Annotated in this window: 17 protein-coding genes and 1 tRNA gene; 3 read left to right on the top strand and 15 right to left on the bottom strand. The window is 35.2% G+C overall.

Annotation, left to right across the window (positions count from 1 at the left end; translation table 11 throughout):
• Positions 1-42 precede the first annotated feature (42 nt).
• The 15 genes from HNQ00_RS10295 to HNQ00_RS10225 all read right to left on the bottom strand — a co-directional run bounded on the left by HNQ00_RS10295 (position 43) and on the right by HNQ00_RS10225 (position 17,962).
• Positions 43-2,235 (bottom strand): toxin-antitoxin system YwqK family antitoxin, encoded by a 2,193-nt coding sequence (locus tag HNQ00_RS10295; RefSeq protein ID WP_173838376.1) that lies wholly within the window; start codon positions 2,233-2,235, stop codon positions 43-45.
• A 742-nt stretch (positions 2,236-2,977) separates the two neighbouring features.
• Positions 2,978-3,062: transfer RNA gene (locus HNQ00_RS10290), tRNA-Ser, on the bottom strand.
• A 166-nt stretch (positions 3,063-3,228) separates the two neighbouring features.
• Complete coding sequence (gene ribB / locus HNQ00_RS10285) at positions 3,229-4,362, bottom strand: 3,4-dihydroxy-2-butanone-4-phosphate synthase (protein WP_173838374.1); 1,134 nt, start codon at positions 4,360-4,362, stop codon at positions 3,229-3,231.
• Position 4,363: 1 nt separating this feature from the next.
• On the bottom strand, positions 4,364-5,812 hold the full coding sequence (locus tag HNQ00_RS10280; protein ID WP_173838372.1) for an LptF/LptG family permease: 1,449 nt from the start codon (positions 5,810-5,812) through the stop codon (positions 4,364-4,366).
• Between the two features lie 8 nt (positions 5,813-5,820).
• Positions 5,821-6,462 carry an outer membrane lipoprotein periplasmic chaperone LolA1 gene (lolA1, locus tag HNQ00_RS10275; protein ID WP_173838370.1) on the bottom strand — a complete coding sequence of 214 codons (642 nt, stop codon included), beginning with the start codon at positions 6,460-6,462 and terminating at the stop codon, positions 5,821-5,823.
• A gap of 4 nt (positions 6,463-6,466) precedes the next feature.
• Positions 6,467-8,932 carry a DNA translocase FtsK gene (locus HNQ00_RS10270; RefSeq protein ID WP_173838368.1) on the bottom strand — a complete coding sequence of 822 codons (2,466 nt, stop codon included), beginning with the start codon at positions 8,930-8,932 and terminating at the stop codon, positions 6,467-6,469.
• A gap of 18 nt (positions 8,933-8,950) precedes the next feature.
• Positions 8,951-9,325 carry a diacylglycerol kinase family protein gene (locus HNQ00_RS10265; protein ID WP_173838366.1) on the bottom strand — a complete coding sequence of 125 codons (375 nt, stop codon included), beginning with the start codon at positions 9,323-9,325 and terminating at the stop codon, positions 8,951-8,953.
• Between the two features lie 12 nt (positions 9,326-9,337).
• Positions 9,338-9,835 carry a thiol peroxidase gene (gene tpx / locus HNQ00_RS10260; RefSeq protein ID WP_173838364.1) on the bottom strand — a complete coding sequence of 166 codons (498 nt, stop codon included), beginning with the start codon at positions 9,833-9,835 and terminating at the stop codon, positions 9,338-9,340.
• A 177-nt stretch (positions 9,836-10,012) separates the two neighbouring features.
• The gene (locus HNQ00_RS10255; protein WP_173838362.1) at positions 10,013-10,270 is read right to left on the bottom strand and encodes a DUF6952 family protein; all 258 of its coding nucleotides are present in this window, start codon (positions 10,268-10,270) and stop codon (positions 10,013-10,015) included.
• A gap of 126 nt (positions 10,271-10,396) precedes the next feature.
• Positions 10,397-10,705: a thioredoxin family protein gene (locus tag HNQ00_RS10250; RefSeq protein WP_173838360.1), complete on the bottom strand. Its 309-nt coding sequence runs from the start codon at positions 10,703-10,705 to the stop codon at positions 10,397-10,399.
• A gap of 159 nt (positions 10,706-10,864) precedes the next feature.
• Complete coding sequence (locus tag HNQ00_RS10245; protein WP_173838358.1) at positions 10,865-11,503, bottom strand: peroxiredoxin; 639 nt, start codon at positions 11,501-11,503, stop codon at positions 10,865-10,867.
• A 184-nt stretch (positions 11,504-11,687) separates the two neighbouring features.
• Complete coding sequence (gene nhaC, locus HNQ00_RS10240) at positions 11,688-13,145, bottom strand: Na+/H+ antiporter NhaC (protein ID WP_173838356.1); 1,458 nt, start codon at positions 13,143-13,145, stop codon at positions 11,688-11,690.
• A gap of 232 nt (positions 13,146-13,377) precedes the next feature.
• Entirely contained in the window at positions 13,378-14,973 is a 1,596-nt protein-coding gene (locus HNQ00_RS10235; protein WP_173838354.1) for a glycoside hydrolase family 3 protein, read from the bottom strand.
• 99 nt (positions 14,974-15,072) lie between these two features.
• A complete protein-coding gene (locus HNQ00_RS10230; protein ID WP_173838352.1) occupies positions 15,073-16,404 on the bottom strand; it encodes an MFS transporter in 1,332 nt (443 codons plus the stop codon).
• Positions 16,394-17,962: a glycoside hydrolase family 10-like protein gene (locus tag HNQ00_RS10225; RefSeq protein WP_173838350.1), complete on the bottom strand. Its 1,569-nt coding sequence runs from the start codon at positions 17,960-17,962 to the stop codon at positions 16,394-16,396. The genes HNQ00_RS10230 and HNQ00_RS10225 overlap by 11 nt, the downstream gene beginning before the upstream one ends.
• A 377-nt stretch (positions 17,963-18,339) precedes the next feature.
• Between HNQ00_RS10225 and HNQ00_RS10220 the strand changes: the two genes are divergently transcribed.
• The 3 genes from HNQ00_RS10220 to HNQ00_RS10210 all read left to right on the top strand — a co-directional run bounded on the left by HNQ00_RS10220 (position 18,340) and on the right by HNQ00_RS10210 (position 24,176).
• Positions 18,340-21,249, top strand: a complete 2,910-nt coding sequence (locus tag HNQ00_RS10220) for an FAD-binding and (Fe-S)-binding domain-containing protein (RefSeq protein WP_173838348.1) — start codon at positions 18,340-18,342, stop codon at positions 21,247-21,249.
• A gap of 280 nt (positions 21,250-21,529) precedes the next feature.
• Positions 21,530-23,464: an amino acid permease gene (locus HNQ00_RS10215; RefSeq protein ID WP_173838346.1), complete on the top strand. Its 1,935-nt coding sequence runs from the start codon at positions 21,530-21,532 to the stop codon at positions 23,462-23,464.
• A 184-nt stretch (positions 23,465-23,648) separates the two neighbouring features.
• Positions 23,649-24,176, top strand: coding sequence for a PaaI family thioesterase (locus tag HNQ00_RS10210; protein ID WP_173838344.1), 528 nt, complete (start codon positions 23,649-23,651; stop codon positions 24,174-24,176).
• The last annotated feature ends 11 nt before the right edge of the window (positions 24,177-24,187 follow it).

The raw sequence follows: 24,187 nt of genomic DNA, 5'->3' as shown, positions 1-24,187 counted from the left end.
TCTATATTTTAAGTATTATTATTCATCCATAGTGAAATAAAGCTATGACTTTAATTTTCCCTCTTTGTAATTTTCTTTTCTTATAGTTTTATTAGTAGTACTATCTATATAGGAAGTTTTACCATTACGTAAGCCATCTTTAATTTTTCGTACTTCTTTTACATTTAAATTTCCATCAAAAAATTCAAATTCACCAGAAAATAAAGTGCCATCTATGTTAAAGTAGATCTCAGTAACTACAGCATTGTTAATATATTTCTCTTCTATTTTTACTTTCTGGTCGTAGTAATAGCTTGTCCACGTATCAAATTTCTTGTTTTTATATAGCACACCTGATAAGAGTGGTCGGTTATCTAAAGTAGTTAAGAGGTAGTCTCCATCTGCAAAAATAGTATCAGAGTTCTTAATATCGTCTCTACCTTTTAAAAAATTAGAATCTAAGGAAACTTCATCATCACCAAGATTTTTCATCCAGTATACTTTAGATAAAACGCCATCTTTCTGATAATCAATCTGTTTTATTTTTACATGATTGCTGTAACGGTCTATAACGTTAAGCTGCAAAACTATTTTTTTATCTTCTCCTAAATAAAATTTTGATTGCGTGAACAAGCCATTTTGGAATTCTTTTATTATAGAAGGTCTGTAATTTACATCATAAACGATGTATTTTCCATCATTAAGACCTGCTTTATATTCTATTTCTTCATCTACAATATTCTTATCTAAATAAGAGGTCCATTTACCCTCTCTCAAGTCATTAACAAATTGCCCTTTTAACTTAATTTGATTTATAGAATCCCTTAATTCATAATTACCATGCAGTAAATCATTCTTATAAAACATCACCTCATGAATTTTACTTACTGTCGTTGTAAAACAGCTATCTATTTTATCGTGATTATTGTCAATGTCGCGACAAGGATAATTTGAAGTTTTCGCCATGTAGAAACGTTCTGATCTACCATTTAACTTACCATTTACATAGTTTGATTGTAGTAGTAGTTTCTTTGCAAAAGGTTCAGGAGTTCCATTTTCTTTTACATAGTTAGGGTTGTAAAATTTCCATTCACCAGTTTTGTCTCCATCAAGATAATTACCTTCAGAAATTAAACTCGCTGAAATATCGTAGGTTTTCCAATAAGCTGTTTTTTTGCCATTGTAATATTGACCTTCTTCTGCTAATCTTAAATCATCAATTTTGGTGTTTATTATCTTTTCTAATAAAGATTTAATTGGATCTATGTAAACTTTGTAAGCGCCATTAAGGAGGTCATTTTTATAGCTTCCTTTAATGAGAGTGTCCCCTTGCACTTCTTGAAATTCACCTTCTTTAATACCTTTATGGTATGTTGTGTAAAACAATCGTTTTTCTATTTTTTCATCTATTATATTTATATCCCATATACCTTCCTTTTCATCCTCAACATAGTATCCAACCTCTTTAGCAGTCAATAGCTTGGTTACACTATCATAATAGTATGAAGTAGAGAGGCCATTCATTTTGTCATTAACAAAATAATAATCACTATCCTTAGTTCCATCTTTATTGTACTCAATTACCTTTCCTATTATCTGACCGTTTTTGAAGCCTCCCGTCTTTTTAATATTTCCAGATTCATCATAAAAAGTATAAGGTCCATCTAATTTTCCATTAACTAATGAGTATTCTGACTTAACTGTACCGTCATCATAGTAGTCCACTTTTTTACCATTGGCGTTGTCGTAAATACCTAGTTTTTTAATGAGCGTTATATTATATGAAGTTACACTGCTAGTTGACCATTTATCCTCTGTTGTTTTCGAATTTGTTATAATTAGTCTGTATGAAGCGTTTGCATAAGTTGTAATTACCATCTCATCTTGTATTTCACTGTCAACTATTTTAAATCCATTTGTGACGAGAGAATTTTGTATTAACAAGTAAGAAGCTTTATTGAATACGTTATAGGAAATTTTGTTGGGGTAATCGTCAAATGTGTATATGTAAAACCAAGCTTGTGCTTTGTTGCTATATGACTCTTTATTGTAAGACCAAGTGATGGTACTATAATTATCAGTATCTCCTTTAGTAGAGTCATAATATGTCCATCCTTTAACTAACATATACTGGTTTACATCTTGCCAAGTTTTCTTACTACATAGATTAGATAAATCATTTAAACTAAGTTTTTGTGCAGATAATGCCGTGCTAATAAATAATGTTAATACGATTAAAGTAAAGCTTTTTTTCATGATTTTGATTTGGTGATTGTTGCACATTATAACTTTTTATAAGACTTTAAAAAGTAAGATTTGTCAATTAAATACTGTAGAGCATCTAATTCTTAAAACTTTTTCAAGTTAATTCTGCGTTTGAATGAGAATAGGCAAATGTAAACTTAATAGCATAATAAGCCTATACCCAGTTTTAGTGATATTTTTCTCGTAAAACTATTTGTGGCCAAGTGTAATTATTCCTATCATTATGAGGCAAAAGGATTATTTCATGATCCCAAAAGGGGAGACCTACAAATAAAACCCAACTCAAAATAAATTTTGACTTTGTTTTTTGTTTTCAAGCTTACTCCCAAAAGTGAACTTTTATCATAATCTTAAAAACAATAAACCCGAAACTTTCGTTTCGGGTTTCTTTTGCGGAGAAAGAGGGATTATTTCATGATGCCAGAAGGGGAGACCTACAAATAAAACCCAACTCAAAATAAATTTTGACTTTCTTTTTTGTTTTCAAGCTTAATCCCAAAAGTAAACTTTTGTCATAATCTTAAAAACAAAAAACCCGAAACTTTCGTTTCGGGTTTCTTTTGCGGAGAAAGAGGGATTATTTCATGATCCCAGAAGGGGAGACCTACAAATAAAACCCAACTCAAAATAAATTTTGACTTTGTTTTTTGTTTTTAAGCTTATTCCCAAAAGTAAACTTTTGTCATAATCTTAAAAACAAAAAACCCGAAACTTTCGTTTCGGGTTTCCTTTGCGGAGAAAGAGGGATTCGAACCCCCGGACCTGTTACAGTCAACAGTTTTCAAGACTGCCGCATTCGACCGCTCTGCCATTTCTCCAGTGACTCGCTATCATTGCTGATTGCGAGTGCAAATATAAGTTGCTTTTTTGGTTTTTTTACCCTTTTCGAATAAAAAAATGAGCTAATATTTTAATTATTTTTTAATCGTTTCATTTTCCAGCTTTTAGCAAACAGAAAAAATAAAATAATTTTTAAAAAAGTACCTAGTAGCTTACGTATTCTGTTATTTCTAAGCCGTAACCTATCATTCCTACACGTTTTTCTTGCACTGAATTACTCACTAATCTAATTTTTGAGATATCGATGTCGTGCAAAATTTGCGCTCCAATTCCGTAATCTTTACTGTCGATAATGATTTTTGGTGCTTTCATTTGGCCTCCTTCTTGCAAGCTTTTCAATTCAGTCAAGCGGCTTAATAAATTTACGGCTTGCATGTCTTGATTGATAAAGATTACAGCACCTGTTCCTTGCTTGTTAATCGCTGTAAACATATCGTCTAGCTGTTTGTCCGCATCATTTGTTAAGGTACCTAGCAAGTCATTATTTACCTGAGACGAATTGATTCTTGTTAATATAGGTTCGCCTAAATTCCAAGTTCCTTTCGTTAAAGCAATGTGTATTTGTTTGTTAGTTGTTTGCTCGTATGCTCTCAAACGGAATGTTCCAAAACGAGTTTGAATATCAAAATCATCTTTCTTTACAATCAAACTATCATGTTGCATTCTATAAGCAACTAAGTCTTCGATAGAAACTAATTTCAGGTCAAATCTTTTAGCTACAGCTACTAACTGTGGTAGACGTGCCATAGAACCGTCTTCATTCATGATTTCGCAAATAACACCCGCTGATTTAAAACCTGCTAAACGAGCAAAATCAATTGCTGCTTCAGTGTGACCAGTTCTTCTTAAAACGCCACCTTGCTTAGCGATTAGTGGGAAAATATGCCCAGGGCGTGCTAAATCGTGAGGTTTAGTATCTTGATCAACAAGAGACATTACGGTAAGCGATCTGTCGGCAGCCGAAATTCCTGTTGTTACTCCGCGACCTTTTAAATCTACAGATACTGTAAAAGCAGTTTCCATATGGTCAGTATTGTTGTTAACCATCACGTGAAGTCCAAGTTCCTTACAACGGCTTTCAGTAAGAGGAGCACAAATTAATCCGCGCCCATGAGTAGCCATAAAGTTGATCATTTCTGGAGTTACCTTTTCGGCAGCAGCGAGAAAATCCCCTTCGTTTTCGCGATCTTCATCATCAACAACGATGATTATTTTTCCTTGACGAATGTCTTCAATAGCTTCTTCAATGGTATTCAATTGTATTTTATCAGTCAGCATGTTACGCTTGTTTTTTGGGTGGGAATAATTTTTTAAATAATTTTTGGAAAGGAGTTAGCACAACATCCATACTTATTAATCCTATATCATTTGTAGCTCTATACGTTAATAGTACAGCTAACGGCGTTAATATTATAGACGACATCCAAGCACCTAGAAATGGCGTAATACCATTTTCCTGTGCCATTCTTTTACCAAAGGTGTTGATAAAGTGGAAGGATATAAAGATTAAAACCGCAAAGATAATAGGAAGTCCAAGTCCTCCTTTTCTAATGATGGCACCTAATGGAGCACCTATAAAAAACATCATAATACAAGCGTATGCTATGACAAATTTGTCGTAGAAAGCGAGTAGGTGATTGTTAATATTTTTTTGTTTGTTTTCTAAATTTACTTTGGTTGCATCAATAGAATAGTTGGTACTAACTAAATTACTACTAGCAATTTTAAGAATCTCTGATTGCTTCTCTTTGCTAAATTTAGATAAAATGTCTGCAGGAACCTGTCTCGGTTTATACGAGGCTTTAGTACTTAAAGGTGGCGTCGCTCCTTGTATTCCGGTGCGTAAATTGATGTTTTCTGAGTAAGAAACGATCTCTGTTTTGTAGTTTGTGTTCAACGAATCTATGGTGTATTGTAGTTCGTTGACATCTAGCATAGTATTCGTACTAGCCACATCTTTTTCATCTACATCAACCTGATTCAACTTTGATAAATCGATATTGATGGTGTATTTTTTAAAGGAACTTTTGGCAAAAGGCAGCTTCTGACGGTCCTCATACTTTTTAGGAGTAATGTCCTCGTAGTAATTTCCATTATTTAAAACAAGCTGTAAAATGCTAGAGGCTTCACTACTAATCAACTCTCCGTTAACTGCTTTTATAACTGTTTTACTTCCGTCTCCACCGGTGGCTTTTTTATGAATGGTAATTCCAGAAAGGAAGTTTCCGTTTTCACCAGATTTCTTGTCGACTTTGATGTTGTAGAGTCCCACATCACTAAATTGTCCTTCGGCTATAGCCAAGGCTGGTTTTACTTGAGCGATGTTTTTTCGAAAATTAATAAATTTAAACTCCGCGTAGGGAATCACATTATTAGCAAAAATGAATGCGAGTATACTCAAGGAAAGAATCGACACGGTCAAATAACGCATCGAGCGTTGAAGCGAAATTCCTGAAGATTTCATGGCTGCAAATTCGTAGTTTTCGGCAAGGTTACCAAAACTCATAATAGACGCTAGCAGAATCGACAATGGCAGCACCAATGGAATGATACGGGGCATTGAAAACATCAAAAATTTAAGGACTAAAACGAAGTCCAAATCTTTTCCGGCTAGTTCAGCAATGAACAACCAAACGGTTTGCAGTATGAATATAAAAAACAAGATTACAAATACCGTAGTAAATGTAATCAAGAATGTTTTTAATAAGTATTTGTCAAGAATTTTCACCTAATAATCTAATCTAATTTATTGATGTAGTAATTTGGATATTTACTTTGCGCAAAGATAAATTGATTTTTCGACAATGGCTGATTCGTTTTAAAAGAATTAACGGTTAAAGTAGTTTTTGTTCCTTTTTTCCCCATTTCTATCAAATTATAGATATGTTTTGTTGATACATCGATACCTAGTAGAATTTCTTTTCTTTGATCTTTAGGATTTGTAGGAATTAATTTGATGTATTGAATTTTTCTACCTCGTACATCCTGAATAATATCCATGTAATACTTGTACCCGCTATTGAAGAAAGTTAACATCTTAGACGGTGTAATAGCATTATCGTCGTTTTCATTCACGCTAGAAATGGTAATTTCTTCATCTTCAGGAACGATAGTGTAGTTCTTTCTACCATCATAAATTTTAGTAATTCCCATAAAGTTCAATACATATTGATTGCCTTTTAAGGTTACATTTCCTTTACTATCTTGATTGATGTTTTCCTTAGCGTTGTTTAATGAATATTTAAAATCAATTACAATATTATTATAGCTTTTAACTTTAGTAGTCACTTGATCTAAAAGGGCTTTAGCTTTTTTATCTTGTGCTTGAACTGAAAAGCTAAAAAGGATAATAAATGCAATCTGAATTAATTTTTTCATGGTCTTAATTATTTTGTTCATTGTTAAAAAATTGATCAAGAGACGTTAAGTCTAGGATGTTTACAGATCGTGCTTTACTACCTTCAAACGGTCCTACAATTCCAGCTTGCTCGAGTTGGTCAATTAAACGACCCGCTCTGTTGTACCCTAATTTTAGTTTACGTTGCAATAATGATGCTGAACCTTGTTGTGCATTTACGATAATTTCTGCCGCTTCTCTAAACAAAGTATCTCTCTCGGAAATATCTACATCAAGATTGATGCCATTTTCCTCACCTACAAACTCTGGTAATAAATAAGCAGTGGCATACGCCTTTTGTGATCCAATGAAATCTGTAATTTTTTCTACTTCTGGGGTGTCAATAAAGGCACACTGAACGCGTACAACATCGTTTCCGTTTGTGTACAACATATCTCCACGACCTATTAATTGATCGGCACCTTGTGTATCAAGAATAGTTCGTGAATCAATTTTTGAGGTAACTCTAAAAGCTATCCTCGCAGGGAAGTTGGCTTTAATTAAACCGGTAATTACATTCACCGATGGTCTTTGTGTAGCAATAATTAAGTGAATACCAATCGCACGGGCTAACTGAGCTAGTCGAGCAATAGGAACTTCTACTTCTTTTCCTGCTGTCATAATTAAATCGGCAAACTCATCGACTACTAATATAATGTAAGGTAAAAAACGGTGTCCGTTCTCAGGGTTTAATTTTCGACCTTTAAACTTGTCATTGTATTCTTTAATATTACGTACCATCGCGTCTTTTAATAAAGAGTAACGGTTGTCCATTTCTACACACAGTGAATTTAAGGTGTTCACCACTTTTGCATTATCGGTGATAATCGCATCTTCGGTATCTGGAAGTTTGGCTAGGTAATGTCTTTCGATTTTGTTAAATAAGGTAAGCTCCACTTTTTTAGGGTCAACCAAAACAAATTTTACTTCGGCTGGATGTTTTTTGTACAACAATGATGTTAATACAGCATTTAAACCAACAGACTTTCCTTGTCCTGTTGCTCCCGCCATTAATAAGTGGGGCATTTTTGCCAAGTCGACTACAAAGGTTTCATTCGAAATAGTTTTTCCAAGTGCAATAGGTAGTTCCATTTCTGCCTCTTGAAATTTGGCTGAGCCAATAACACTTTTCATAGAAACAATAGTAGGATTCTTATTAGGTACCTCGATACCAATCGTTCCTTTTCCTGGGATAGGAGCAATGATACGAATCCCTAATGCCGAAAGTGATAAGGCAATATCGTCTTCTAAATTTTTAATTTTCGAAATCCTGATTCCCGCCTCTGGTACAATTTCGTATAACGTCACAGAAGGTCCTACGGTTGCTTTAATTTGGGCAATTTCGATTTTATAATTACGAAGCGTATCTACAATTCTGTTTTTATTTTCCTCTAATTCTGCTTGATTGATAGTAATTCCACCTGTAGAATATTCCTTTAAAAGGTCTATTGTAGGGTACTTATAGTTGGATAAATCCAAAGTAGGATCAAATAAACCAAAATCAGATACCAATCTCGAAGCAAGATTTTCTTCGATGATTACTTCTTCCTCAGCAGTTTCTATTACAAAACTATCTGTGGCTTCTTCTACAATAGGAGGTGGGCTGTTGCGGTCAAGAGACATCTCTTGTGACGCTGCTGGTTCTCTCTTGATTTCAGAAGAATGAGAAATAGTAGGTTTTAAAGATTCTTTATTGATTTCGAATTGAGAAGGTTTAGGTGCAGCTGCTGTAGCTACTGCTGGCTCAAAACCATCCGATTCCTTAACTTCAAATTCTTCTAAATTATAAGCAGCATCTGTATTATTAGACGTTGTTTTAATACTCGAAAGATCGCTTTTTAAGTCTTTTTTTGTGCTTTCGAAAAAGGATTGAATTTTTTCTGGAGACACTTTTAATTTGAAAATAATATACACGATTACAGCAAAAAACAGTAGTAATAATGTTCCTGTTTTCCCGATGTAATCTTGCAAGAATAAATTTAGTTCGTATCCTACGACTCCTCCCAATTCAGGTAGGGAAGTAGCAAAAAAGCCTAATAGTATAGATAGGATAATCATCATGTACAGATCCCAAAACCACGTTGACTTTAATTTTCTAACTGGTAAACTTACTACAAGGTAAATTCCGGTTAGCAAAAACAAGCGTACAAATAGAAAAGAAGCTAATCCAAAACCATTGTATACGAAGAGATTGGCTAGATAGGCACCAAATTTCCCTGACCAGTTTTGAACCTCTTCGGTACGGTCAGTAAAAGCGCTTACAGCACTTTGATCTTCTTGACCGTGAATGTAGAAAGAAACAAATGCGACCAATAAAACGATAGCAAACAATACTAATAATGCGCCTAACACTATTTTATGCTGTTTGGTTACTCTTTTTTTAGGGGTTGTGCTAGTTGTTTTAGCATTATTCTTTTTATCAGTAGGGGCTGTTCTTGTTTTTTTTGCCATTATGGAGTGTACTTTTGCCTATACTATTTTTGGCATGTAAATTATTAAACCGATGATTATTGCGGTAATCGCTGCAAAGAAAACAGCACCGGCAGCAATATCTTTTATAAAACCTATTCTTTCATGGTAGTCTGGGTGGATAAAATCGGCTATTTTTTCAATAGCAGTATTTAAACCTTCGACACTCATTACCATACCTATTGCTAATGTTTGAAATAGCCATTCGGTTGCTGTAATTTGGAAAAAAATCCCTGCGATTACCATTATTATTCCTAGGCTAAATTGTACCATCACACTATGTTCTGTTGTGATTAGTTTGATGGCACCTTTTAGCGCATAATTGACGCTTTTTAATCTCCCTGTGAAGAAAGAATTGTCTTTTTGAAATTCCATTAAATTGAAATATTATAGTACTGCTAACGCTGCTTCGTAGTTTGGTTCGTCAGCAATTTCGCCAACTTGCTCTGTGTACAATACGGTTCCGTTTTCATCTGTAACGATCAAAACTCTAGAGTGCAATCCAGCTAGAGGACCATCTACAATCTCTAAACCGTTTGCTTTACCAAAATCTCCAGTTTTAAAATCAGATAAGTTGATCACATCTTCTAATCCTTCAGCACCACAAAAACGTTTTTGAGCAAATGGTAAGTCTCTTGAAATACATAAAACTACTGTGTTGCTTAAATTTGCAGCAGATTGATTGAATTTTCTAACTGACGCAGCACAAGTTCCTGTATCAACACTTGGAAAAATATTGTAAATCACTTTTTTACCCGCAAAATCACTTAATGTAGCTACTGATAAATCGTTTTGCACTAATTTAAAATCAGCTAGTTTTGATCCCACTTTTGGTAACTCTCCTGATGTATGTATTGGATTTCCTCCTAATGTAATTGATGCCATTTTTTTTGGTGTTTGTTAAGGTTCAAAAGTATGAAATTTATTTAAGATTTAAGTTTTAACGTTTAAGTTTTATAAAGTATTGTTCCGCAAGGGAGTTTGCTATAGAAAAGCTATAAAACAAAAAAAACGCACCTGTTAGAAGTACGTTTTGTTTTTAAAAAATGGGGAAGTCTACAATTATTTGTCTATCGATCCCATAACTCTTTTCATGAAGGTATTCAAAGCCTCCTTTTTATCGGTGCCTGTTTTTACCATTTTATGGACTTCAAGAGCGCCGTACATATTCGAAATTAATTCTCCTATAACATCTAACTCTTCGTCTTTTAGTGATGGAATTTCTGTCATCGCTTCTAGTACGTCGATTGTCTCAATGATATAATCTTGATCGTTATCTTCTATGAATTGCGTTAAATGTTTTATTACAGGTAATTTCATTTTTTTATTTAGTTTAAGTTTAAAGTTTTAAACGTTTAAAGTTATGTTTCGCTTAAGAGAGAGATCTTTAATGAATTATTAAACGTCTCAATCAACAGTAACAGCATGGCACTTTAAACAAATAAATTAAACGATTTCGTTCACTAATTCAATTAGTACTTCTTGCTTGTTTGTTTGCTTTTCGTTTACTAGTTTACCATCTACAAAAGTTGCAAAAGTAGGTAAGTTACTTACGTTAGCTAGTTTTCTTGATTCAGGAGAGTTTTCAGCATCAACTAGTACAAAAGTTACCGCTTCGTTTTCTGTTGCTAATTTCTTGAATTTAGGTTTCATGATTCGGCAGTTCCCACACCATGAAGCAGAATATTGTACTACAACTTTATTGTTTGAGCTAACGATATCAGCTAATGTGTCTTCGGTTAAATCTATTAACATGTTTTTTTTATTTAGTTGCAAAGTTACGTAGAGGCAAAGTTGCAAAGTTTTTATATTGATTATCAACATTGAAAAAGTACAAAGTCTCAAAGTTTTAAAAACTTTGTAACTAGTTACTCAAGAGCTTAGTACCTTTGAGACTTTGTAACTCTTAATAATTTAGTTTGCGCTTAAGTATTCAGCAGTACTTTTTCTATCAGCACTCATTGCTTCTTTACCAGCTTCCCAGTTAGCAGGACAAACTTCTCCGTTTACTTGAACGTGTGTGTAAGCATCTACCATACGTAAGTATTCGTTTACGTTACGACCTAATGGCATATCGTTTACACTTTCGTGGAAGATTTTTCCAGTTTCGTCAATAAGGTAAGTAGCTCTAAAAGTAACATTAGAACCTTCGATAATAACAGAATCAGTTTCTTCACTGTACTCAGTTGAGTCAATGTCAAGAATACCTAAAATGTTAGATAAATTTCTGTTAGTATCTGCAAGGATAGGGTAAGTAACACCTTCGATTCCACCATTGTTTTTTGGTGTGTTTAACCAAGCAAAGTGTACTTCGTTAGTATCACAAGAAGCACCAATTACGATAGTATTTCTTTTTTCAAATTCAGGTAAGGCAGCTTGAAAAGCGTGTAATTCAGTTGGACATACAAAAGTAAAATCTTTTGGGTACCAAAACAAAAGTACTTTCTTGTTGTTGTTAACTGCTTCATCAAAGATGTTGATTTTTAAATCATCACCCATTTCCGACATAGCGTCTACTGCAATACTTGGGAATTTTTTTCCTACTAATGACATAATATTATATTTTATATTAATTATTTTTGATGATACAAAAGTAAATAATAAAGCGAGTTTTGTAAATAACTAACGATTATATAAATTTATGTATTGATAGTCTTAGACTATTTTTAGTAAGAATTATTGCATAAGTTTTTAACTATCAAATGGTTAGCTAAAGCGTTCGTTTGTAGTGGTTAATTTATTTTTTATTGGCTGTAGCCAATTGTCTAATTTTAATGTTGAAAGCGGCAAATAGCAAGGTCATAAACGGACTCAAAATATTAAAGAAGGCATACGGAAGATAATCAAAAGTAGACACTCCTAATGTTCCTGCGTGATACGCTCCACAGGTATTCCAAGGAATTAATACCGATGTTACCGTTCCAGAATCTTCCAGGGTTCTACTTAAATTTTCGGGAGCTAAGCCTTTTTCTTCATATGCTTTTGCAAACATTTTCCCCGGCACTACAATGGCTAAATATTGATCTGATGCAGTGATGTTCAAAGCCAAACAACTTCCTACAGTCGAAGCAAACAAACCAAAAGTGGTGTGGGCTAATTTTAGTAACGTTTGGCTTATTCTTGCCAAAGCACCTATAGCATCCATTATTCCTCCAAAAACCATGGCACATATAATTAACCAGATCGTCCCCAGCATTTTTTGCATACCACCCGAGGTAAATAAATCTGCTAATGTTTTATTTTCTGTGGGTATCACCACCTTTCCTGTAATAGCATCCATCACTCCCTTATAAGCCGATTTAAAAGTCATTGTTTCTACACCAGCAATTTGGTTTAAAATATGCGGTTGAAAAATAACGGCAAAAACAGCAGCAAGCAAGGTCCCTATAAGCAAAGCAATTAGGGGTTCAGTTTTTTTAACAATAAGACCTATTACAATTGCAGGAACTAGAAACAACCATGCCGATACCGTAAAAGAAGCAGAAATATCAGCTAGTAAATTAGCAATGTTTACATCTCCTTTTATATCCACTGAAAGGCCGAGTATTATAAACAAAATTAGCGTGATGATGTAAGTTGGTATTGTTGTTAATGTCATATAGCGAATGTGGGTGAACAAATCTGTTCCCGCCATAGCCGGAGCCAAATTAGTAGTGTCAGACATAGGGGATAGTTTGTCTCCAAAATAAGCACCAGAAATAACCGCTCCAGCAACCATTCCTAAATCAAATCCTAATGCGCCACCAACACCTATTAAAGCGATACCTACAGTGGCACTCGTTGTCCAAGAGCTTCCTGTGGCAATAGAGATTATCGAACAAATAATTAAAGTAGCGGGTAAAAATATGGACGGACTTAATATTTGGAGTCCGTAATAGATCATTGAAGGAATAATGCCGCTTATTAACCAAGTTCCAGCTAATGCGCCTACCATTAATAAGATTAAAATAGCGCCTACAGTAGCTCGTATATTTTCGGCTACTTCGTCCATCATCTTTTGATAAGTCACCTTATTAAAAAAACCAACAATTGCAGCCACCGCAGCACCTAAAATTAAAACAAATTGATTACTTCCGCTCAAGGCTTCGTCACCATATACATATACATTGTATCCTAACATTATGATCAAGGCTAGAACCGGGATTAAAGCTTCGGTAATCGATAATTCTTTGTTTTTATTTATTTTTATGTCCATGCGATATCGTTTGAGATTGCAATATAGATAAAAAAGTAGCTATAAGCCTAAAAATTAAGAGTAGTAAAAGCGCACTGTTTCTTATCGCTATTGTAACTATTCACAGTCGTTAGAGTCAGATTTTAACTGCTTACTAATTGATTTTAAGTTTGTTTATGATCGAAAAATCGAAATGCAAGAACAAAAGGTGGAAGCACCACCGTGCAATTAAAATAACATTTAAAGCTAAAAATTATAAAAAACTAACAGCTACAGGCAAGGTTCCGTATGTTAGACTGTTGTTCAATAGTTGATCTGCAGCATTTTTCTGGAACTCTTCAAAGTCTTGGTATACTTGCACAATTCCACTAGCAGCATTTAAATTAGGAATATGCTGCAAAGCGTACGGATTGCCAAATGAATATAAAATGCTTTTCTCTTCGAGTAGTATTTTAGATACTAATGCTAAAATTTCCGGATGAATATCAAAGTTGTTTGCAGGTTTTGCTTTGGGTAAAAATAATGCGATAATTATTGTTTCATATTGGCTTAAAGCCTCAAATATATTTTCTGTTTCCTGTATATTCTCATCGTTGAGACTGTAATTGGTCAGGTTTAAGTGTGATGAAAGCGTATTTGAGAAGCTGCAGTTAGCGGGTTTGTATAAGCTAATGCAGGCTAGTTTATTATTTATTGACGCTTCTTGAACAGCTTTGCTATTGTCGTTGTCCTTAATAATTGTGAGGCTGTATTTTGCTAGTTCTGTATTAAGTTGAACCGCTGCATCAAAATTTAATTTCCCAATAGCTTGGTGATTTTTAAGCAGTCCTACTTTTTCTTTGCAGGCCATCAAGCGATTAAAGCTAGCATCAATTCTTTCAGGAGTAGCGTTTTTTAAGATTGCTTCAATTCCTTCAGCTACATTTTCAGCGAAGCACAATACATCGTTTCCGGCATTAAAAGCCTCCCATTCTAGCTGTCCTTTTACGGGATATAATTTTGAGACACTGTGCATATTCAAGGCATCCGAAATGACTAGTCCTTCATATCCTAAACGCTTGCGCAAAAGACCCTCGATTACATTTTTTGATAACGTTGCCGAGGTGTTTTTTCCATCATTTAAGGCGGGTACAGCCAAATGTCCAATCATAATAGAATCGATATTGTTTTTAATTCCTTCGATAAAAGGATACAATTCGTTCTCTAGTAATTCGTCAAGGGTTTCGTTAAGTACTGGTAAATCTAAATGCGAATCAATGCTGGTATTTCCATGGCCAGGAAAATGTTTTAGGCAAGACAATACGCCTGCATCGTTCATTCCGCGTGCATATTCTAAAGCAAAATGAGCTATTTTTTCTTTGCTTTCGCCAAAAGAACGGTAGCCAATAACAGGATTATTTGGATTGTTATTGATGTCTGCTAGAGGAGCTAGGTTATAGTGAATTCCAGCAGAAAGTAAGTCGGATGCAATATGTTTCCCTACAGTATAAACCAAGGCGGCCTTATTTTCAGGCAAAGCTCCTAGGGTGATAGCATAAGGATATTGCGGCGTTTTTTCAACACGCATGGCAAGTCCCCATTCAGCATCAATGCTAATCAACAAGGGAATCGAAGCACTTTTTTGATAACGAGCAATCAGCTCTTTCAACCGAAGATAACTGGCATCGTTAATCACAATTTTCTTTTTACTTTCGTAATTAGTTGCTGCGCTAGCTCTACTGTGAAAAAACGTCAAACCACCTATATGCTGTGCTTTTATCATCTGCTCCATCTCCTGAATGTTCTCTTCAGTATCGTTGATAAAAACAGCAGGGAAAAAGAATTGTCCTATTTTTTCTTGTAAAGTCATATGTGTTTAATTGATCGGAAAGTAGGCGTTAATTGTGCTAAGATTTGTGCTTCTATTATTCTTTTAAAATCTCTTTTAAAAACCTGGGACCTAATGTGATTACGAAATTTTGACCTCAGATTTTTTTCCAAAATCCTTAGGAAATGTCAAGAAACGGGACAGAATAATTCCAGGAATAGTTGCTAGAAATACCCAAATAAAGAAATTCCCATAGCCTAAATATTCTTGTATAAATCCACTAGCCATTCCAGGTAGCATCATTCCTAAAGCCATAAATCCCGTGGCGATAGCATAGTGAGACGTTTTTGATTCTCCTTCGGCGACATGAATGAGGTACATCATGAAAGCGGCAAAACCAAAACCATAACCAAACTGTTCTAAAATAATAACTAAGGTCGTGTATACATTGAAATTATAATCGAAATTAAAAAAATACAGATCCCATTGTACGTGATAAAGCAACGAGGGGTGAAAATGTGCTAATAGTACGAACCCAATAATAGGTAAATGCATTGCTAAAATCATAGGCAACATCATTTTGGTTAAGCCGTGTCTCGAGATCGCGATACCTCCTAGAATTCCACCAATGGTTAATGAAAGTACACCAAAAGTTCCGTAAATGATCCCTACATCCTGCGTAGTAAGACCTAAGCCACCTACCGCTGTATCATCAATTAAAAAAGGAGTTAGCATTTTAAGCAGTTGCGATTCTCCCAAGCGAAAGAGTAGAATAAAAGCCAGTGCTATTGCTATTTGTTTTTTCTTAAAAAAGCTTGCGAATACCGTCCCAAAGCTGGCATTTTGTGCTTCAACAGAATTTTTCACTAAAACTTTTTCGGTTTTTGGAGTAGCAAAATAATTGTAAATAGTAATTACTACCATAGCCAGTCCCACAATAATCATGGTATAAGACCATGCCTTTTGTTTATCACCATATTCTTGTTCGAAATAACCTCCTAAAATAACAATAAAACCGTTACCAGTAAGCATGGATAGACGATAAAAAGTACTTCTAATGCCCAGGAAAAAGGATTGCTGATCTTTCTCTAAGGCGATCAAATAAAAGCCATCGCTCGCAACATCATTAGAGGCAGAAGCAAAAGCAGCTACCCAAAACACAGCCAAACTAATGACAAAAAAATGATCCATAGGTATCGTCAATCCTACGACTAGAAAGGCGATCGAAATTAGTAACTGCATAGCGAGAAACCATTTTCGCTTAGTGGCGTATAAATCTATAAACGGACTCCAGAGCGGTTTGATCACCCAGGGTAGGTAAAGTAAACTAGTATACACCCCAATATCCTCGTTATTGATCCCGAGATTTTTATACATAATCACCGATACCGATATAATAATTGCATAAGGCAATCCAGAAGCAAAATTAAGCACAGGAATCCAAAACCACGGGTTGTTGTCTCTATTTTTCATTATACAGGGATTGGTTTAATAACGGCAGTAGCACAGGATTTAAGATGGTTGGTAAGCTTTCGTTACCATAAAAATCTATAAACGAGGCGGCATAAGTTGATTGAGGTTCGCTACTAGTATTTTTAATAGCGATTGTAATGTAAAATTCTTTTTCAGTAAATGCAATTTTATCAACTATCTGGCTGGCGTCATTAGTGTCAATTCGCTCTCCTTTTTTGGCAGCATAAATCAAAACATAGCGAATTTTTGAGTGCGTAGGAAATTCGAGAACATATTTAGTAGTATCTGCTACTGCGAGTCTTTCACATACAGAAGGAACATCTAAAACGATTTTACGCGAATTAGGAACGACATACGGCAAGGCAGGATATTTATATTGGCTATCAGCTAATAGCTGCGTTACTGCTTTGTTTTTATTGATGAATACTTTTGCACTAAAAAAGGCATTTCCATTAATATTAGGGTACGATCTAGTGAGGTCAATTTGATTCGGAATTTCTTTTGGATTGAACCATCTTTTATCAGAGTCAGTGTTGATTTTATAACTACCATTCCCTATGTAAAGCGCAACGTTAGTCGTGTTTTCGGCCCACCATTTTATTAATTTCGAATAAGAAGCTGTGCGGTGTTCCATGCTCCAGTATAATTGAGGCACTAAATAATCAATCCAGCAGTTTTCCATCCACGCCATAGGATCAGCAAATAAATCATCATAATTTGTTTGTCCAGACTGCGTATCTGAGCCTCTAGGGTCTACTGATTTATTACGCCACACACCAAAAGGGCTAATACCAAATTGCACCCATGGTTTTGCATTTTTGATCGTGTGTGATACTGCTTCTACAAAGTCATTAACGTTATTTCTTCTAAAATCATCAATAGACATGCCGTCTCCATATTTTCTAAAAGAGGCGGTGTCATTAAAATTCTCCCCTGTAACTTTGTAAGGATAAAAATAGTCATCAAAATGGATGGCATCGATGTCATATTTTTCCACTACTTCATCCACCACCGCGACCAAGTGTTTTTGAACCTCTGGTAACGCAGGGTTGTAGTACCATTTTCCAGCATATTTAATCATCCATTCAGGATGTCTGTAATAATCGTGTTGTCTGCTTAATTGCGCAGTATTCAAATCCATTGTCGCACGATAGGGATTCATCCAAGCGTGAAATTCGAACCCTCTTAAATGTGTTTGAGTGATCATCCACGCAAGTAAATCAATATTACCATCGGTAGCTTCTCCTTGTTTACCCGTTAAATATTTTGACCATGGAGCGAGTTGCGTAGGGTAGAAGGCATCACCGGCTGTTCTAATTTGCACGATAACCGCATTGTAATTTAGCGCTTTGTAATTATCTAATATTTCGATGTAATCTGCCTTTTGTTTCTCTATAGGATCTGTACTTGATTTTGGCCAGTCGATATTGGCAACAGTTGCAATCCACACTGCTCTAAATTCATTCTTAGGGAAACTCTTTTTTTCTTGAGCACTTCCAGTAGAAAAGGATAGTATTAAAAACGAAATCAGGGCAAAAGCAAATTTATTCTGGGTCATTATTAGTGGTTTTTTTAATGGATCAAAAATAGTTTTTTTGACGAATTTTAAACGAGTTATTATCATTTATATTTAGATATGAAATAGAACGCAAATTCTTTGCCAAATTCATCTGTTTTTGTTTCGAACTTCAAGGTGACTATAAGAGCAGAAGATCGGAATAAAAATACTGCAAAAATTTATGATGATTTAGGCCTTGCAGAATATGAGGCTATAGAGGCATTTAAACGCTTTGCTTATTAATAAATAAATAGAAAATAGTAGGTATAACAATTTAGAACTACGGCCACGTTAAAATTATATTTATGTGGTCGTGGTTTCTTTTTTATAAGAGACTATACTTTATATTTGTAATTCAAATTCAACACGCTACCACAATGCCAACCACAGATCAATTGCTAGAATTAGCTCGCTCGCTAGACGGAGAATTATTGTTTGATGAGCTGCATAAAACGCTCTATTCTACAGATGCTTCGGCATATAAATTACGTCCTGTTGCGGCAGCATTGCCAAAGAATGAATCTGATATTATTAAAATCTTGGCTTTCGCCAAAGAAAACAAGATTTCGATTACGCCTAGGACTGCAGGAACTTCATTAGCAGGACAAACTGTAGGCACCGGAATCATTGTTGACGTGTCTAAGTTTTTTACTAAAATCGTTTCGTTTGATGCAGTAAATAAAACAGTGACCGTGCAGCCTGGCGTAATTAGAGACGAACTAAATCTTTATCTCAAACCTCATGGACTGTTCTTTGGTCCCAATACATCTACTACAAATAGATGCATGATTGGTGGAATGGTAGGAAACAATTCTTCGGGGACAACTTCTATTAGATACGGAGTAACAAGAGATAAAATTGTCGAAATCAAAGCGATTTTAAGTGACGGTTCTCAGGTCGAATTTAAGAATCTAAATTCAGCTGAATTTGTTGAGAAAACAAAAGGAGCGGCATTAGAAAACCAAATATACAAAACGCTTTACGACGAACTATCAGTTGAAGCTACACAAGTAGAAATAAAAAACCAATTTCCTAAACCTGAAATTCATAGAAGAAATACTGGGTATGCAGTGGATATCCTTTTAAAATCGGATCTTTTTGGCGGAAGCCAACCCAATATAAACGTAGGCCAATTACTGTGTGGTAGCGAAGGAACACTAGCGTTTACTACCGAGGTTACTTTGAAACTAGACGATTTACCACCTACCAATAACATTATGGTAGTTACGCATTTTACAAGTATTCAAGAGAGCTTAGAGGCAGTGATGGTGGCCATGAAACATCATTTGTACACTTGCGAAATGATTGATGATACTATTCTTGATTGTACAAAAAATAATAAAGAGCAAAGTAAAAATCGATTTTTTATTCAAGGCGAACCTAAAGCAATCATGGTTTTTGAAATGGCTTCACATGAAAGTATGGCCGATGCTGAACGCCAAGCGGATGCATTAATAGCCGATTTAGAACGCCATAACTTTGGTTATGCCTCTCCTAAATTGTACGGTGGCGATATTGACAAAGTAAACGAACTTAGAAAAGCAGGATTAGGACTTTTAGGGAGTATTGTAGGTGATAATAAAGCCGCTGATTCTATTGAAGATACTGCTGTTGAGCTAAGTGATTTACCTAATTATATTGCTGATTTTTCGGCAATGATGAAACGTCACGGTCAAGAAGCTATCTATTATGCTCATGCTGGAGCAGGGGAATTACACTTAAGACCTGTACTAAATTTAAAAACTAAGGAAGGCATTTATCAGTTTAGAAATATCGCAACTGAAGTAGCGCACTTAGTAAAAAAATATCGTGGTTCACTCAGTGGAGAGCATGGCGACGGAATGGTTCGTGGAGAATTCTTACCCTTCATGATAGGCGATAAAAACTACGAACTCCTGAAGAGGATAAAATTAGCTTTTGATCCCTATTCGGTTTTAAATATTGGTAAAATTGTAAATGCTTCAAAAATGGATGAAAATCTTCGTTTTGAACCAGGTAGGATCGAACCAGAAATTCAGACTATTCAAGATTTCTCAGATAGCTTGGGTGTACTACGTGCAGCAGAAAAATGCAATGGATCTGGTGATTGCCGCAAATTACCGTCGGCCGGAGGAGCTATGTGTCCGAGTTATCGTGCCACAAAAAACGAAAAAGATACTACAAGAGCTAGAGCAAATGCTTTAAGAGAATATTTGACTAACTCTGAAAAAGACAATAAATTCAACCATAAGGAACTCTATGAGGTATTTGATTTGTGTGTGAGTTGCAAAGCCTGCGCTAGCGAATGTCCTTCAAATGTTGATGTGGCGGCTTTAAAAGCAGAGTTTTTATATCAATATCAAGAAGCAAACGGTTATTCTTTTCGAAATAAAATCTTTGCTAATAATGCTAAAATGAATAAGCTAGGAAGCGTTTTTCCAACTGCAACTAATTTCTTTGCAAATCTCTCCTTAATCAAAAAAGGAATGGGAATCGCCGCAGAAAGATCGGTTCCTGCTTTGGCCCCTAAGACATTTAGACACTGGTTAGCTAAAAAGAGACCGGTACAAACTAGCTTTCCAAACGGAAAATTATTTTTGTTTTGTGACGAATTCACTAATTACTATGATGTTCAGGTAGGCATTGATGCTTTTGAACTATTGACAAAATTAGGATATCAAGTTGCCGTTATAGATCACGAAGAGAGTGGGAGAGCATATATTTCGAAAGGATTTTTAGAACAAGCAAAAGCGATCGCTAATAAGAATGTAGCTATTTTTAAAAATAGTATTTCAGAGGCAACCCCGCTAGTAGGGCTTGAGCCTTCAGGGATTTTGACTTTTAGAGATGAGTATATTCGCCTAGCTGATGATAAAGTAGCTGCTGAAATATTAGCTAAAAATTGCTTGACTATTGAGGAGTTTTTCAAAAAAGAGATCGCTGCAAACCACATTGTGGCTGAGCAATTCACAGATGAAAGTAGAGAAATTAAAATTCATGGACACTGCCATCAAAAGTCACAGAGTTCTGTTGAGGCTAGTTTTAGTATGCTTAACATACCTACAAACGCTAAGGTAACCATATACAATTCTGGTTGTTGCGGTATGGCGGGTTCTTTTGGTTATGAAAAAGAGCATTACAAAATAAGCATGCAAATGGGAGAGGATACCTTATTTCCTAAAATTAGAAATACAGCAGAGACCACTGCTATTGCAGCAGCGGGTACTAGTTGTCGTCACCAAATTTATGATGGTACCAAGCGAGTGGCGCAACATCCAGTTTCGATTTTGAGAAGTTACTTAAAATAAAATAGTTGGTATTTTCACTTAAATAGTATCGGTTATTTTCTAAAATGATTTCTAAGATAGTATTGGTCTTTCTTTTAGGATAAAAAATATAATTTGACTTGTTTACACGCTTGTAGATTGCATTTTGACTTGTTTCAATACTAGATAGAAATTAATTATTGAAAAACAGTAAGATTTAAAATTGTTTTATACATTTGGTTTCTTAAATAATGATGCAGTATCTCTAACAAAAAGGGCTGCTTTTTATGATATAACAATTTATACTAACAAATTCCTGATTATGGCATTTTCCAATTTGTTTCGAAAAAAAACAGTTCAAGATATTCTAAAACAAGTTGCAAAGAATGAGGCCGATGGGCATGCCGCTTTAGGAAGGCATTTGACAGCCAGGGATTTAACCGCTTTTGGTATCGCCGCAATCGTAGGTGCTGGAATTTTTAGTACCATTGGTAAAGCCAGTGCCGATGGTGGTCCTGCAGTTATTTTTCTGTTTTTATTTACTGCTTTAGCCTGTAGTTTTGCTGCTTTTGCTTATGCTGAATTTGCCTCGATGGTTCCCGTTTCTGGGAGTGCTTATACGTACTCTTATGTAGCTTTTGGGGAATTAATTGCCTGGATCATAGGTTGGGCATTAATTATGGAGTATGCCATTGGTAATATAACCGTCGCTATCTCTTGGAGCGACTACTTCACGGGACTGCTAGAGAGTGGTGGGATAAACTTGCCACAGTGGATTCAAATGGATTATTTAACAGCATCAAACGGTTTTAAAGATGCTACGGCTCTAATGCAAAGTGGAAAATCATTCGAAAATTTAAGTGAAGGCTTGAAGGCTGCTTATACAGCTTGGACTACTGCGCCTACTTTAGGTTCGTTCCATTTTGTTGCTGATTTACCAGCATTGTTTATTATCATTTTAATTACAGCCTTAGTATATCGAGGAATGAAGGAATCGCGCAATGCGAGTAATATGATGGTGGTTGTAAAACTGTGTATCATTTTACTAGTAATCGCAGTGGGAGTTTTTTACGTTGATACTGATAACTGGACCCCTTTTGCACCTAACGGTGTGAGCGGCGTTTTGAAAGGTGTATCAGCGGTGTTCTTTGCTTACATTGGTTTTGATGCTATTTCTACAACTGCCGAAGAGTGTAAAGATCCGCAGCGTGATTTACCACGAGGAATGATGTGGGCCATTATAATATGTACCGTTCTCTATGTAATTATTGCATTGGTGCTAACCGGAATGGTTAATTATAGTTTGCTAGATGTGGGAGATCCATTAGCGTTTGTTTTTGCCAAATTAGATTTAAAATGGATGTCAGGTATAATCGCTGTTAGTGCCGTGATTGCTATGGCAAGTGTGTTGCTTGTGTTCCAAATGGGGCAACCGCGTATCTGGATGAGTATGAGTCGCGATGGTTTGTTGCCAAAACGTTTTTCAAAAGTACATCCTAAATACAAAACCCCTTCTTATGCAACCATTGTCACTGGTTTTGTTGTGGCTATTCCTGCCTTGTTCTTAAACCTGACTATGGTTACAGATCTATGTAGTATAGGAACTTTATTTGCCTTTGTACTGGTGTGTGCTGGAGTTTTAGTACTTCAAAATAAGAAAGATATTCCTAGAGGGAAGTTCAAAACGCCTTATGTAAATTCAAAATATGTTGTTCCGTTTCTACTGGCTGCTGGGTTGATTTATGCTTTTCAGTTTAATTCTAAAGCTACAATGGGCTTTATAACTAATGAAACCCAAACGTTTAAAGCGCAAGATATAATTACGTCACTTAACAAAGAAGATTCTCAAAAGGTATATGCCTATTTAGAAAATATAGAACACATAGATAAGAGCGCTGCTACTGCAGATTTAGAGAGTTTATTAAGTAAATATCAAGGTGATGAGTCGCGCTACGCTACTGTAGTTGCAGGTTTACCTATTGACGATGGCTTGAAATACGAAAGCGGTTTTAGTTTATTCAAACATAAAATCCCAATGTGGATTTTTCTATTCTCATTGATAGGATTAACAATATGGTCGTTTAAAGAAAATCTATCATTGATCCCGCTTCTAGGACTAGTAAGCTGCCTTTATATGATGGCCGAACTAAGTGTTTGGAATTGGATTTATTTTACCATTTGGTTGTTAATAGGTTTGGTGATCTACTTTAGCTACAGTCGAAAAAACAGCAAACTAAATTTTACCGCAGCCTCGTAAATAAAACTAAAATACACAACCGCCTTGATGATCTCAAGGCGGTTTTTTTATAGAATTTTACATAGTAAAAGCTAAGGGAAGTTGTTCATAATTGATTTCATATATAATTTAATGGCAAAAACAGTAAAATCCGTATATTGGTTTAAATTTTTGAACCATTCACTAGTATTAAAGTACAATTACAATGTCAGTATATAAAAAATTAGCCAAATTTGGGGAGCAATTTATAGGGAAAAGCAAACTCTTCAAGCATGGGTTTAATTATTCTCCCATGTACCGCAGGAGCACCGCTAGAATTGTATCGATATCTGAGGATTTATTGCAGGTAAAAATTAAATTACCCATTAGCTACAAGAATAAAAATTATGTCAACTCTATCTTTGGTGGGAGCATGTTTGCCGCAGTTGATCCCATTCCCATGATTCAATTGATGCATCTTCTGGGTGACGACTTTGTTGTATGGGATAAATCGGCTGAAATTTTTTTCAAGAAACCTGCTAGAGAAAATCTGTACGCTGATTTTATTTTTACCACCACCGAAGTTGATGCAATAGTAAATAGATTAAAGACTGAGAGCGAAATCGAAGTTACTAAACGCACTCAGCTTACTAACCACGAGCGCACTGTAATATACTGTGAAGTGCACAAAACAATTTACATTGCTGGAAAAGCTTTCTTTAAAGAGAAGAAAAAGCTGCGAAATCGCGATTAAAATAAAAATCC

The organism is Flavobacterium aeripolare (genome assembly GCF_013294025.1).
In the GTDB taxonomy this organism is placed as follows: domain Bacteria; phylum Bacteroidota; class Bacteroidia; order Flavobacteriales; family Flavobacteriaceae; genus Flavobacterium.
Note: the sequence above shows the minus strand (reverse complement) of the source record. Positions and strands in the feature narration are given on the sequence as shown.